The organism is Arthrobacter sp. NPDC080086, from assembly GCF_040702285.1.
The window spans coordinates 1-13,490 of record NZ_JBFBKP010000026.1 but is presented as its reverse complement, the minus strand read 5'-3'; the positions used below and the strand labels follow the sequence as shown (position 1 = coordinate 13,490).

The 13,490-nt window shown below is 71.1% G+C and carries 13 protein-coding genes; 3 read left to right on the top strand and 10 right to left on the bottom strand.

Annotation, left to right across the window (positions count from 1 at the left end):
• Positions 1 to 4 precede the first annotated feature (4 nt).
• The gene (locus AB0305_RS10940; protein WP_364137710.1) at positions 5 to 613 is read left to right on the top strand and encodes a hypothetical protein; all 609 of its coding nucleotides are present in this window, start codon (positions 5 to 7) and stop codon (positions 611 to 613) included.
• 145 nt (positions 614 to 758) lie between these two features.
• The gene (locus AB0305_RS10935) at positions 759 to 1,106 is read left to right on the top strand and encodes a VOC family protein (protein WP_364137708.1); all 348 of its coding nucleotides are present in this window, start codon (positions 759 to 761) and stop codon (positions 1,104 to 1,106) included.
• A 103-nt stretch (positions 1,107 to 1,209) separates the two neighbouring features.
• Here the strand turns inward: AB0305_RS10935 and AB0305_RS10930 are convergent, their stop codons facing one another.
• From AB0305_RS10930 to AB0305_RS10890, 9 genes are all read right to left on the bottom strand, one after another.
• On the bottom strand, positions 1,210 to 3,375 hold the full coding sequence (locus AB0305_RS10930; RefSeq protein ID WP_364137706.1) for a 3-hydroxyacyl-CoA dehydrogenase NAD-binding domain-containing protein: 2,166 nt from the start codon (positions 3,373 to 3,375) through the stop codon (positions 1,210 to 1,212).
• A complete protein-coding gene (locus AB0305_RS10925; protein WP_364137962.1) occupies positions 3,372 to 4,613 on the bottom strand; it encodes an acetyl-CoA C-acyltransferase in 1,242 nt (413 codons plus the stop codon). The genes AB0305_RS10930 and AB0305_RS10925 overlap by 4 nt, the downstream gene beginning before the upstream one ends.
• Before the next feature lie 238 nt (positions 4,614 to 4,851).
• Complete coding sequence (locus tag AB0305_RS10920) at positions 4,852 to 6,234, bottom strand: HRDC domain-containing protein (RefSeq protein WP_364137704.1); 1,383 nt, start codon at positions 6,232 to 6,234, stop codon at positions 4,852 to 4,854.
• Between the two features lie 116 nt (positions 6,235 to 6,350).
• Entirely contained in the window at positions 6,351 to 6,989 is a 639-nt protein-coding gene (locus AB0305_RS10915) for a DUF3000 domain-containing protein (RefSeq protein ID WP_364137702.1), read from the bottom strand.
• A 69-nt stretch (positions 6,990 to 7,058) separates the two neighbouring features.
• A complete protein-coding gene (locus tag AB0305_RS10910; protein WP_364137960.1) occupies positions 7,059 to 8,150 on the bottom strand; it encodes a low specificity L-threonine aldolase in 1,092 nt (363 codons plus the stop codon).
• A 37-nt stretch (positions 8,151 to 8,187) separates the two neighbouring features.
• Positions 8,188 to 8,919: an SDR family NAD(P)-dependent oxidoreductase gene (locus AB0305_RS10905; protein ID WP_364137700.1), complete on the bottom strand. Its 732-nt coding sequence runs from the start codon at positions 8,917 to 8,919 to the stop codon at positions 8,188 to 8,190.
• The gene (locus tag AB0305_RS10900; RefSeq protein WP_364137698.1) at positions 8,916 to 10,289 is read right to left on the bottom strand and encodes a DUF6421 family protein; all 1,374 of its coding nucleotides are present in this window, start codon (positions 10,287 to 10,289) and stop codon (positions 8,916 to 8,918) included. Before AB0305_RS10900 ends, AB0305_RS10905 begins: the two co-directional genes overlap by 4 nt.
• 146 nt (positions 10,290 to 10,435) lie before the next feature.
• Positions 10,436 to 10,933 (bottom strand): peptide-methionine (R)-S-oxide reductase MsrB, encoded by a 498-nt coding sequence (gene msrB, locus AB0305_RS10895; protein ID WP_364137696.1) that lies wholly within the window; start codon positions 10,931 to 10,933, stop codon positions 10,436 to 10,438.
• A gap of 14 nt (positions 10,934 to 10,947) precedes the next feature.
• Entirely contained in the window at positions 10,948 to 11,439 is a 492-nt protein-coding gene (locus AB0305_RS10890) for a hypothetical protein (protein ID WP_290258084.1), read from the bottom strand.
• Positions 11,440 to 11,526: 87 nt separating this feature from the next.
• On the opposite strand from AB0305_RS10890, the gene AB0305_RS10885 reads away from it, so the two are divergent.
• Complete coding sequence (locus AB0305_RS10885) at positions 11,527 to 13,047, top strand: alpha/beta fold hydrolase (RefSeq protein WP_364137694.1); 1,521 nt, start codon at positions 11,527 to 11,529, stop codon at positions 13,045 to 13,047.
• 16 nt (positions 13,048 to 13,063) lie between these two features.
• Here AB0305_RS10885 and ybaK read toward each other — a convergent pair.
• Positions 13,064 to 13,490 (bottom strand): Cys-tRNA(Pro) deacylase (ybaK, locus tag AB0305_RS10880; RefSeq protein ID WP_366172935.1); only part of this gene is annotated, 427 nt, incomplete at its 5' end.

Here is a 13,490-nt window from a genome sequence, read left to right as displayed (position 1 = left end):
AGCCATGAAGAACGTATTTGCCGGCGCCGAGGGCGCACGCCGCCGCCGCGGGACCGTTGGGGAGAACGACGGCGGGGCCGACCTTGGGGGCACGGCCGCCGAAGCGGCCGGCACCCAGGCGCTGCCGGTGACTGCGGAGACCGGGTCCTGGGGAGGTCCGCACCCGGCCACGGACGCGCTGCCCGCCGAAGCTCCTGCCACTGCCGCGCCGGCTACTTCCGCGCCGGCTACCGGGACCGAGGCGCTTCCGGCGGTTTCCCCGGACCTCACGGACGCCGCGGATGAGCCGTTCGTCCCGCGCAGCCGCTACGTCATGGGCCGGTCCACCAAGATCCTCGTCTGCGTCGCCCTCGTGGCCGGCGGCATGTTCGCGGGCTCGGCCGTGCAGAAACAGATCGACGCCGGCAACCGCTCCCAGCGGGCCACCTTCGGAACCTTCCAGAACGGCGGCAACGCCGGATCCCAGAACGGCGGAGGCGCCGGTAGCACGACGCCGGGCCAGGGCCGCCGCGGCGGACAGACGGGCACCGGCGGGACCACCGGCACCGCCGGCGGCAGTGGAACCGGCGCGGGCGGGCAGTCGTCGGCGCCGGCCCAGGGCGGGAGCAAGTAGGGCGGTCCCGGTGGTGCCGAACGTTCCGGCGCACCGTACGGGCTTCCGCGGTGCGGTCCGCCCCTCCCGGTAGAGTGCGGGGCAGTTTCCTATCCCTCTCCCGTCCCGAGGAGAGGCGCATCAATCAACCGGAGGTCCGCCGCCCATGAATCCTGTCCGCGCCGAGATCGGCGCCGTCTTCGTCCCCGTCAGCGACATCGCGGCCGCGAGGGACTGGTACTGCGGCCTCTTGGGCGTACCGGCGGACGGTGAGATTCTCTTCGGCCACCTCTACCTGCTGCCGATGACCGGCGCCGGGCTGGTCCTGGACAGCAAAATCTTCTCCCCGGACGCGGTGTTCCGGGCGCCGGCCTTCCACCTGAACACCGGCGACATCGACGCCGCCCACCGCCACCTGACCGGCCTCGGCGGGGAAGTCATGGACATCACGGACGGCCGGTGGTTCACCTTCCGCGACCCGGACGGCAACCTGCTCATGGTGTGCGAGTGCTAGGCCGCCAGCTGCTGCAACGGTAGGGTCCGAAGGCAAAGCGCCGCCGCTCCCTGCCCGGAAAGGCAGGGAACGGCGGCGTTTGGTTGCCGGGTGATCCGGCAGCCTACGCGGCCGGCTCCGAGGCCACGCCCGCGGGCAGGAACTTCTTCCCGTTGACCCGCTCCGAGGCGCCCACCCGGTCCAGATAGGGGGTGATGCCGCCCAGGAACATCGGCCAGCCGGCACCCAGGATCATGCAGAGGTCGATGTCCTCCGGCCCGGCCACGACGCCCTCGGAGAGCATCAGCCCGATCTCCTCGGCCAAGGCGTCCTGCACCCGGCGCAGCACGTCCTCGCCGGTCGAGGGCGAGTCGCCGAAGCTCATCAGCGCCAGCGTTTCCTCGGGGATGCGGGGGGAGCCGGCCTTCACGGAGGCGGGGTCCCAGACGGAGGTCACGCCGTTGTCGATCAGGGCCTGCAGGTTCTTCGAGACCGGGAAGCGGTCGCCGAAGGCCGCGTGCAGGGATTCCTGGACGTGCTGCGCGACCGGCAGTCCCACCATGGCGCCGAGGACGAACGGCGTCATCGGCAGGCCCATCGGGCGCAGGGCGTTGTCCGCGACATCGGCCGGGGTGCCCTCGTCGAACGCGGCCGTGACCTCGCCCATGAGCCGCAGCAGGATCCGGTTGACCACGAACGCCGCGGCGTCCTTGACGAGGACGGCGGACTTCTTGAGTCCCTTGGCGAGGACGAACGCGGTGGCCAGGACGGCGTCGTCGGTCTTCGGCGCCCGGACGATCTCCAGCAGCGGCATCACGGCCACCGGGTTGAAGAAGTGGAAGCCCACCAGGCGTTCCGGGTGCTCCAGGTCCTCCGCCATGGCGGTGACCGAGAGCGAGGAGGTGTTGGTGGCCAGGATGCACTCGGGCGAGACGATCGCCTCGACCTCCTTGAACACCTGCTTCTTGACGTTGAGTTCTTCGAAGACAGCCTCGATCACGAAGTCGGCGTCGGCGAAGGCTTCCTTGGACACCGAACCGCTGACCAGTGCCTTGGTGCGGTTCGCGGCGTCGGGGCTGATCCGTTTCTTCGCCAGCAGCTTGTCCACCTCGCCGTGGACGTAGGTGACGCCCTTGTCCACGCGGGCCTGGTCGATGTCCGTCATCACTACGGGGACCTTGAGCTGGCGGGCGAACAGCAGCGCCAGCTGGCCGGCCATCAGGCCCGCGCCGACGACGCCGACCTTGGTCACCGGCCGGGCAAGCTTGCGGTCCGGGGCGCCTGCGGGCCGCTTGGCCCGGCGCTGCACCAGGTCCAGGAAGGCGTACACGGTGGAGCGGAACTCGTCTGTCTGCATCAGGTCGGCGAGGGTCTCGCACTCCAGCTCGGCCGACTCGGCCTGGGTCATGGTGCGGTTGGCCTCGAGGACGTCCAGGACCTTGGCCGGGGCGGGGGAGGCGTTGGAGGTCTTGGCCTCCACGAACGCCCGCCCCGCGGCGACCGCGCCGGCCCAGCGCTCGGCGACCGCGGGATCCGCGGGGTCGACGGCGGAGGCGCGTGCCGGGGTTTCGACGCCGGCGATCACCTTCGCGGCCCAGGCCACGGACTGCTCCACGAAGTCGGCCGGTTCGAAGATCGCGTCCGCGACGCCGAGGTCGAAGGCCTGCGGGCCGGTCAGGGTGCGGTTGTTGCTCAGCGGGTTCTCGATCATCACCTTGACGGCGTTCTCCGGCCCGATCAGCCGCGGCAGGATGTACACGCCGCCCCAGCCCGGAACCAGGCCGATGAACGCCTCCGGCAGCGCCAGGGCGCCCGCGCCGGTGGACACCGTGCGGTAGGTGGACTGCAGCGCGATCTCCAGCCCGCCGCCCAGGGCCAGGCCGTTGATGAACGCGAAGCTCGGCACGCCCAGGTTCGCCAGGGTGGAGTAGACCTCGTGGCCCAGCTGGGCCATCCAGAGGCCCTGCTCGCGGCCGCTGACCGATTTGACCGTGGACAGGTCCGCGCCGGCGACCAGGAAGTACGGCTTGCCGGTGACGCCGACGCCGACGATCTCGCCGCGGGCGGCCCGCTCGCGCAGGCCTTCGAGGACGGTGCCCAGCTCCACCAGGGTGTTCGGGCCCAGGGTGGTGGGCTTGGAGTGGTCCAGGCCGTTGTCCAGGGTGACCAGCGCGAACGTGCCCGGGCTGGTGCCGTTCACGGCTGGAAGCTCGATGTCCTGGACGTAGGAGTGGGTCACCGTCTCGTTCGGAAACAGGGTGGCTAGTTTCTGGAAATCGGCGGCGCTCATACTGCTGCTCCCGTCTCGGTGGCGGTGTCGCCCGTGGTGGTGGTCTCGGTGCCGTAGTCGGCGTGGTGCGGGTTCTCCCAGATGACGGTGGCGCCCATGCCGAGGCCGATGCACATGGTGGTCATGCCGTAGCGGACGAACGGGTCCTCTTCGAACTGTCGGGCCAGCTGGTTCATCAGGCGCACGCCCGAGGAGGCCAGCGGGTGGCCGACGGCGATCGCGCCGCCGTATCGGTTGACCCGGGGGTCGTCGTCGGCGATCCCGAAGTGGTCCAGGAAGCTGAGCACCTGCACGGCGAAGGCCTCGTTGATCTCGAACAGGCCGATGTCCTCGATGCCGAGGCCGGCGTTCTTCAGCGCCTTTTCGGTGGCCGGGACCGGGCCGATGCCCATGACCTCGGGTTCGACGCCGGCAAAGGCGTAGCTGACCAGGCGCATCTTGACCGGCAGGCCCAGTTCCTCGGCGGCGTCGGCGGAGGCCAGCAGTGCGGCGGTGGCGCCGTCATTGAGGCCGGCGGCATTGCCGGCGGTGACCCGGCCGTGCGCGCGGAACGGCGTGCGCAGCCCGGCGAGGTCCTCGACCGTTGTGCCGGGGCGGGGAGGCTCGTCCACGGAGTTCACGGTCCAGCCCTGGCCCGGCTTCATGGTGGCCACGGGGACCAGGTCCGGCTGGATCTGCTCCTTGGCGTAGGCCGCCGCGAGCTTGTCCTGGGAGGCGACGGCGTAGGCGTCGGTGCGCTCCTTGGTGATGGCGGGGAACCGGTCGTGCAGGTTCTCGGCCGTGTTGCCCATGTTCAGGGCGGCGGGGTCCACGATCCGCTCGGACATGAACCGCGGGTTCGGGTCCGCGCCGGCGCCCATCGGGTGGTTGCCCATGTGCTCGACGCCGCCGGCGATGACGACGTCATAGGCGCCGAAGCCGATGCCGCTGGCCGTGGTGGTCACGGCGGTCATGGCGCCCGCGCACATGCGGTCGATGGCGAAGCCGGGAACGGTGCGGGGCAGGCCGGCAAGCAGGGCCGCGGTGCGGCCGATCGTCAGGCCCTGGTCACCGGTCTGCGTGGTCGCGGCGATGGCAACCTCGTCGATCCGCCCGGCCGGGAGGGAGGGGTTGCGGCGCATCAGCTCGCGGATGCACTTGACCACCAGGTCATCGGCGCGGGTCCCGGCGTAGATGCCTTTCTCGCCGGCGCGGCCGAACGGGGTGCGCACGCCGTCGACGAAGACGACGTCGCGCACGGCGCGGTGGGCGGAGCGGGGGGTGCCGCTGCTGCGGGCTCCGCTGGGGCTGTCTTGGCTCACGTGTAACTCCTCATTGAGACAGGGGTGCCGGGCCCGTCCCCGCGGCCGGTGACGGCTGGTGCGCAGGACGGCCCTGGCGGCATCGCTAGCAATGTTACTCGTGAGTAACATCACAAGCAAGGAGCCTGTTCAACGATGTCGGAGCGTTCAATGACGTCGGAGTGTCTCCATACCGTCAGACGGCGGGCGGCGTGACCGGCTTGGGTTCCTTGGGCGGCAGCGGCTGCGGGTTGAGGAACGAGTCCGCGATCAGCCCGGCGGTGAGCTCGATCTGCCACTGGCGGGCGCCGAGGTTCTGCAACTCCTCGGCGATGCCCTCCTCGCTGACCTCGGCCGGCGGGCGCCAGGCCACGCGGCGCAGGAAGTCGGGGGTGAGCAGGTTCTCCACCGGCAGGTTCAGTTCCTCGGCCAGCGCCTGGAGCCGGGGACGTGCGGTGGCCAGGCGTGCCGCGGCCTCGGGGTCACGATCGGCCCAGACGCGCGGCGGCGGGGGAGCGTTGGTGGGCAGGTGCAGCGGAGGCAGGTCCTCAAGGTTGCGGGCGGTGCTGATGCAGCGGAGCCAGCGCGGGGCCTCGCGCTGGGCGGCACGGCCGTGGAAGCCCTTGGTGCCCAGCAGCTGCGGGACCGTGGTGGGCATCGCCTTGGCCGCGGCCACCAGGGAGGAATCGGGGATCAGCCGGCCGGGGGCGACGTCGCGCTTCTGGGCCAGGGAGTCACGTTCGAGCCAGAGTTCGCGGACCGCTGCGAGTTGCCGGCGGTCGCGGATCTGGTGCAGGCCGGAGGTCTTGCGCCACGGGTCCACCCGCGGCGGCGCCTGTCCGGCCTCAAGGATCGCGGTGAACTCCTGCTCGGCGTACTCCAGCTTGCCGTCCGCGGTCAGCAGTTCGATCAGTTCCTCACGGAGCTCGGTGAGGACCTCGACGTCGAGGGCGGCGTAGCGCAGCCAGGGCTCGGGCAGCGGCCGGGTGGACCAGTCTGCGGCGGAGTGTTCCTTCGCCAGGCCGAAGCCCAGGAGCTGTTCGATCACGGCGGCCAGGCCCACCCGGGGAAGTCCGGCCAGCCGGGCGGCGAGTTCGGTGTCGAAGAGTTTGTCCGGCCACATGCCCAGCTCGGAGAGGCAGGGGAGGTCCTGGCTTGCCGCGTGCAGGATCCATTCCACGCCGCGGAGCGCGTCGTTGATGATGGTCAGGTCGCGGAAGGGTTCCGGGTCGATCAGCCAGGTTCCGGCCCCCTCGCGGCGGATCTGGACCAGGAAGGCCCGCTGGCCGTAGCGGAAGCCGGAGGCCCGTTCGGCGTCGACGCCGGCGGGGCCGTGGCCGGCGGCGAGGGCCGCTGCGCACCGTTCCAGGCCGGCCTGCGTTTCGATCACGAGGGGGACGCCGTCGCGCGGGGCGTCCAGGTCGATGACCGCGGGAACCAGGCTGTCGAAGCCCTCGACGGTGATGTGCTCGGCTCCTCCGGGCTCCGGCGTGCCGCCCGCTGTGGCGGCGGCGGTGGGGGCGGCGGCTGGTGCGTCAGCCGTGTCTGCGGGGCTGGAGTCCGGTATCTGAGCGGTCATGGTAACTCCAGTTTACCGATAACCCCGCTGAGCAGGCCGAAAGCCGCTTGACGGGACACCGCGGCAGGGTCCGGCAAGGGGCGTAAACGGTGCTCCCAGGGGCGCCGGAGGGGTGCTCAGGCGAGCCGGGGGCGCCGGCGCGGGAGCACGGCCACGCCCTCGGGAAGCGGCGGCAGTCCGGCGAAGGTGCAGACCATGTCGGCCCAGGCCTCCAGGTGGGCGCCGATGTCCCGTCCCTCCGGGGTCCAGGAGGCCCGCAGCTCGATGTCGATGGTGCCGGGACGGTCCGCCAGCGTGCCGAAGCTTTCCGAGAGGACGCGGGTGGCGGTCCCGCCGGCGGAGCGGTACGGGGCCCGGTGGTTTTCCAGCGCCTCGACCAACCACGTCCAGGCCACGGAGCCGAGCATTTCGTCGTTGCCCATGTCGGGTTCGAGCTGGGCGCGGATGTAGGTGACGATCCGGAATTCGCCGTCCCAGACCTCGGAACCGTCCGGGTCGTGCAGGAGGATGAAGCGCCCGGTGGCGAGTTCGACGTCGTCGCTCCCGGCGGCCGGTGGCAGCGCCGCAGCCGCGGGGCCGTGGACCGGTGCCCCGTCGCCGGGTCCCACTACCTCGGCGCCGAGGGCGACGGCGAAGGGGGCCAGCCGGGCGGGGGCGGGGATCTCGTCGAGACGCAATTCGCTGCGGCAGCGGGCTTCGCGGAGGGTGCCCAGGGCGAAGAGGAAATCCGCCGGCGCCTGGTCGAGTGCAGTCACAGGGACAGGGTAAGCACGGGGTCCGCCCCGGCCGGGCAGGCTCGCCGCCGGGCCGGAGCGGAGGGACGCCTAGTGGTCCGCGAGTTCGTGCCGGATGGCGGCGACAAAGGCATCGACGTCGTCCTCGGTCGTGTCGAAGGAGCACATCCAGCGCACCTCGCGCCGCGCTTCGTCCCAGTCGTAGAACCGGAACGAGGCGCGGAGCCGGTCCGCCACGCCGGGAGGCAGGATGGCGAAGACGCCGTTGGACTCGGTCTTCTGGCTCAGCTCGACACCGGGGACGGACTCGACGCCGGCGCGCAGCCGGGCCGCCATGGCGTTGGCGTGCGAGGCGGATCGCAGCCACAGGTCGCCCTCCAGCAGGGCAATGAACTGCGCGGACATGAACCGCATCTTGGAGGCGAGCTGCATGTTCATCTTGCGCAGGTAGATCAGGCCGTGGGCGGCCTCGGGGTTGAGGGCCACCACCACCTCGCCGAACAGCAGGCCGTTCTTGGTGCCGCCGAAGGAGAGGATGTCGACGCCGGCGTCGCGGGTGAAGGCGCGCAGCGGCACGCCCAGGTGGGCGGCGGCGTTGGCCAGCCGGGCGCCGTCCATGTGCAGTTTCATGCCCTTGGCGTGCACGTGCTCGGCGATGGCCCGGACTTCCTCCGGGGTGTAGCAGGTGCCCAGTTCGGTGGTCTGGGTGATGGAGACGGCCAGCGGCTGGGCGCGGTGCTCATCGCCCCAGCCCCAGGCCTCCTGGTCGATCAACGCAGGGGTCAGTTTGCCGTCCGGCGTCGGGACCTGCAGCAGCTTGATGCCGCCGATCCGCTCCGGGGCGCCGTTCTCGTCCATGTTGATGTGGGCGGTGGAAGCGCAGATGACCGCACCCCAGCGGGGCAGCAGCGACTGCAGGGAGAGCACGTTCGCGCCGGTGCCGTTGAAGACCGGGAAGCACTCGATGCCGGTGCCGAAGTGTTCCTCCATCAGCTGCTGGAGGCGGGCGGTGTAGTCGTCCTCGCCGTAGGAGACCTGGTGGCCCTCGTTGGCGGCGGCCAGGGCGGCCAGCACCTCGGGGTGCACGCCGGAGTAGTTGTCGGAGGCGAAGCCGCGGACCGCGGGGTTGTGCAGCCGGGCGATCGTGGGTGCTTGTTCGGGGGTGTGGACCGCGCTGGTCATCGTTTCGTTCACGCTTTCAGTGTAGGCAGGTGCCGGTTCAGCGGCTAAGCGGCAGGCGCCGGCCGTTGAGTTCCCCGGCAGGGGTGTCGAAGAGCCGGACGACGGCGGCGCCCAGGTCGGCGACGTCCGTGTAGCCCGGGAATTTCCGCTCCGGCGCCGCGGCGCGCATGTCGTCGTCAACCAGCGACTTGACCACGAAGACCGCCGCGGCGCTGTGCTGTTCCACCGGGTGTTCCTTGTGGCCGGACTGGTCCCGCCGGAAGCCGTCGGCCACGGCCAGGGTCCAGGCCTCGGCGGCGGCCTTGGCCGCGGCGTAGCTGGCCGCGCCCGCGGTCGGGGCGGCCGCGGTGGTGGACGAGACCATCGCCAGCCGGCCGGTGCCGGAGGCGGCGAGGTCGTCGTAGAAGGCGCGGCTGACGTTGCGGAGCGTGGTCACGGCGTTCCGTTCCAGGAAGTCCCAGTCCTCATCCGGCTGGTCCGCGATGCCCTTGGCGCCGCGCCAGCCGCCCACCAGGTGGATGACGCCGTCGAGCCGGACGCCCCGCCCGGCGAGGTCCTCGCGCAGGGCGGCGACGGCGGCCGGGTCGGCCAGGTCGCAGGTCAGCGGAACTACGCCCTCCCCGGCGGCGGCCGCGGCGGCCGTGATCCGGGCGGCGTCGGAGCCGACGGTGAAGACCGCGTGCCCGGCGCCGCGGAGGGCGCGGGCGACGGCGATGCCGGAGGCGCCGCTGCCGCCCGCGACCAGGACGTTCAGCACGTCAGCGCTCATGCGGCGGTTTCGGAGGTGCCGGTGATGCCCGCGGTGGACTCGATGACGGTGCGCATCTTCTTCTCCAGCGCCTCGTAGAACATCGAGAGCGGGAACTCATCGTCCAGGACCTGGTCGGTCAGGCCGCGCGGCGGGCCGTCCAGGGGGAGCGCCTCCGGGCCTTTCGCCCAGACCGAGGCCGGGTTGGGCGTGACGGTCGAGGAGATGAGCTCATATGCGGCCAGCCAGTGGGCGGTCTTGGGACGGTCGATGGAGCGCCAGTAGAGTTCCTCGATCCGGGCGCCGAGTTCGACGACGACGTCGGCGGCCTCGTCCCAGTCGATGCTGAGCTTGCTGTCGGTCCAGTGCAGGACACGGTGCTGGTGCATCCAGGCGAAGAGCAGCTGGCCGCCGAGGCCGTCGTAGTTGCGGACCCGGCTGCCGGTGATGGCGAAGCGGAAGATGCGGTCGAAGATCACGGCGTACTGCACCAGCTTGGCGTGCCGGCGGGCCTCCGGATCGGCGTCCTCGTCCTTTTCGATCTTCACGGATTCGCGGAAGGCGGTCAGGTCGCAGCGGAGTTCCTCCAGGGAGTAGAGGAAGAAGGGCATGCGCTGCTTGATCATGAACGGGTCGAAGGGCAGGTCGCCGCGCATGTGGGTGCGGTCGTGGATCAGGTCCCACATCACGAAGGTTTCCTGGGTCAGCTCCTGGTCCTCGAGCAGGGCCGCGGCGTCGGCCGGCAGCTCCAAAGAGGTGATCTCCGCGGCGGCGCGCAGCACCCGGCGGAAGCGGGCGGCCTCACGGTCGGCGAAGATGGCGCCCCAGGTGAAGGTGGGGGTCTCGCGGACGGCGACGGTTTCCGGGAAGAGCACCGCGGAGTTGGTGTCGTAGCCGGGGGTGAAGTCGAGGAAGCGGATCGGCACGAAGAGCTTGTTGGAGTACTCGCCCGCCTCGAGGCCGTCGATGAATTCCGGCCAGATGACCTCGGTCAGGACGGCTTCGACCAGCCGGTTGGTGCTGCCGTTCTGGGTGTACATCGGGAAGACCACCAGGTGCTGGAGTCCGTTGACCCGGTGCTGCTGCGGCTGGAAGGCCTGCAGCGAGTCCAGGAAGTCCGGGACGCCGAACCCGCCGTCGGCCCAGCGGCGGAAATCCGTGACGAGCAGGTCCAGGTAGGCGGCGTCGTGCGGGAAGGCCGGGGCCAGTGCGGCGACGGCGTCCGTGATGGTGGCGACGTGGTCCGCGGCGGCGGCGTGGTCCGCGGCCTCGGGGACCGAACCGTCCTTGATCTGCAGGGCCTGGAGGGCGGTGGCGGCGGACTTCAGGCGCTGCCAGTCCGGGGACTCGGCGGTGATCGGGGCGGAAACGGTGAGGGCGGTAGCGGTCACGTCGGCGGCCTTTCTGGTTGCTCGGGAATCTACGGCGAGCGTAGCAAGCAAGCAGCATTCCTAACGCAAAATTAGCGCGAGCATAAGAAAGACTGGGGCAATCGTGGCTGCCCCAGTCTTCCAGCTCAAGCTGTCCGCGCCCTTGGCTAGTCCTCGGCCGGGACCAGGGTCAGCGACACGGAGTTGATGCAGTATCGCTGGTCCGTGGGGGTGCCGTAGCCCTCGCCCTCAAAGACATGGCCGAGGTGCGAATCGCAGGCGGCGCACCGGACCTCGATGCGCTCCATGCCCAGGGTACGGTCACGGATGTAGCGGACGTTGCCCTCCGCGAGCGGTGCCCAGAAGGAGGGCCAGCCGCAGTGCGAGTCGAACTTCTCGGCGCTGGTGAAGAGCTCGGTGCCGCAGGCGCGGCACTTGTAGACGCCCTGGGTGTGGGTGTCCCAGTACTCGCCGGTGTAGGGCCGTTCGGTGCCGGACTGACGGAGCACCTGGTATTCGGCCGGGCTCAGTTCCTGGCGCCACTCATCCTCGGACTTGACCACCGGCCGCACGCCGGTGCCGGCAGTCTGCTCCGTGTCGGGTTCGGCGTCGGTGACGGGGGAGGGGACGGGTGAATTCTTGGGTTTGTTGCCAAAGATACTCATGGCATCCATAACGCTTAGGAGTCCCCGATAAATCCCGAGCCGGCGTACAGGTGCAGCACCGGCAGGCCCAGCTTGTCCTGCGCCTCGTTGGCCCAATCGGTGTGGAAGGTGTCCGCCACCGCGTGCGGGCGGGTGATGACCACGGCCTGGCCGGCGTTGAGCTCCCGTGCCTTGGCAACCAACGCGTCCACCGGCTTGCCTTCGACTACCTCTCCGGTCACGCCGCCGCCGATGCCGCCCAGGGCGGTCAGCGAGGCCGCGAGGGTCTCCGCGGCGGCCGTGCGCTCGTGCTCCGGATCCGGCTGCTTGCCGGAGAGCTCGCGGAATGCCTTCGCGAACTCCAGCATGGAGAGGTTCTCCAGGAAGTCCACCAGCAGGTGCCGTTCGGTGTTGGCCGGGACCAGGACCACCAGCGGCATGTCGCCGTCGGCGACCAGGGTCTCGATGTTGACGCGGTCGTCCGCGTTCAGGGGCTCTTCTGTCAGGATGACAATCGGGTCGCTCATGCCCCCAGCCTAGTCCCCGCGGTAAGCATCGGGGCGGGTCCCGCGCCCGATGCCGGACTGGCGTGCCGGGTGGGTGAGAATGATGGCATGGTCTCCCTTCCGCGTCCCTCCCGGCGTCCGGTGCCGGTACCGATGTCAGCCGCCCTCGCCTGGCAGAGTCCGCCTCCGGCGTCGCGCGCCATGCAGCGTTTCTCCGGCGGAGCATTCCGCCGCGGCACCAGCCGCCGCGTCCTGCCCGTCCCGGTGGCGGCTGCCCCCGCGCCGGCCGCGTCCCTGACCCGCAACGCGAAGTGGGCGGCAGCCGGGATTGCCGGCGGCGGAGCCGCTGCCGGACTGCTGGCCGCCGGCTCGTCGGCGCTGGCGGTGTACTTCGCCCGCCGCGTGGTCACCCCCGTCCGGGTGCGGGAGGAGGACCAGGAGGTCCTGGCCGTGATCCGCGACGGCAGCGGGCAGCCGCAGGTGATCCTCAAGGCCACCCCGGACGCCGTGGTGGACGGCGTCTATGGGCTGTTCTTCGACGGCGGCCGCGGTCACGCCCGGATCGGCCGGATCGTCTCCTACTCCCCGGCGGAACAGACCGTACTGCGCGAGGTGGAGGCCGTCTACGGCGGCGACCTCAGCCAGGTCCGGCGCGCCTATTGGAGCGGCGCCGTGCATCCGGATCCCGCGGCGCTGGGCCTGCCCGCGGAAGACGTCGAGATCGAGGTCGACGGCGGCACGGCGCCGGCGTGGCTGGTCCGCCCCGCCCCAGCCGTCGACGCCCCGTCCGGCGCTCCCACCGCAGCCCCTGCTGCCGGAGAAGATCCCGACGCATCCTTCTCGCCCGCCGCAGGTGAAGCCCACGCCGCTCCCGGTTCCGGGGCGCCGTCAAGGGAATCGGCGCCGTCGTCGGACGTGTGGGCGATCATGGTCCACGGCCGCGGCGCCTCACGGCAGGAGGGCCTGCGGGCCGTCCGCGTTGCCCGCGACCTGGGCCTGACCAGCCTGCTGATCACCTACCGCAACGACGGCCAGGCCCCCTCCGCCCCGGACGGCCGCTACGGTCTGGGCTGGACCGAGTGGCGCGACGTCGAGGCGGCCATCGGCTACGCCCTGGAGCACGGCGCCCGCGAGGTGGTGCTCTTTGGCTGGTCCATGGGCGGCGCCATCAGCCTGCAGACCGCGGATCTCTCCCGCTACCACCACCTGATCCGGGCCATGGTGCTGGACGCTCCGGTGATCAACTGGGTGGATGTGCTGGCCCACCACGCCCAGCTGAACCGGATTCCCTCGGGCATCGGTCGCTACGGGCAGCTGATGATGAGCCATCCGCTGGGCCGGCGCCTCACCGGGCTGGCCGCGCCGGTGGACCTCAAGGCGATGGACTGGGTGTCCCGCGCCGTGGAGCTGCGGACGCCCACGCTCATCATCCACTCGGTGGACGACGAGTATGTTCCGTACGGCCCCTCTGCGGTGCTGGCCGAGAAGAACCCGGAGATGGTCACGTTCGAATCGTTCACCACCGCGCGGCACACCAAGGAATGGAACGTGGACCCGGAACGCTGGGAAGCCCTGGTGACGGCCTGGCTGGGACAGCGGTTGGCCCCGCGGGCCACCCCGGTGGACTAGGCGGAACGCCCGGCCGTCAGCGGCCGGTGCCGATCCGGGCCGTGCGGGCGCCGGTTAGCCGAATCAGGTCCTGCGGGCTGAGCTCCAGGTCCAGTCCGCGCCGGCCGCCGGAGACCAGGATGGTCTCGAGGGCCAGGGCGCTCTCGTCCAGCACGGTAGGGGAGGCCTGCCGCTGGCCCAGCGGGGAGATGCCGCCGAGCACATATCCGGTGCGGCGCTCTGCGGTCGCCGGGTCAGCCATGGCAGCCTTCTTCCCGCCGAGGGCCGCCGCGAGGGCCTTGAGGTCCAGGTTGCCGCTCACCGGCACCACGCCGACGGCGAGCCGGCCGTCGACGTCGACCATCAGGGTCTTGAACACCCGGGCCGGGTCGATGCCCAGCACCTCCGCCGCCTCCATGCCATAGCTGGCCGCCGCCGGATCGTGGGTGTAGGGGTGCGCGGTG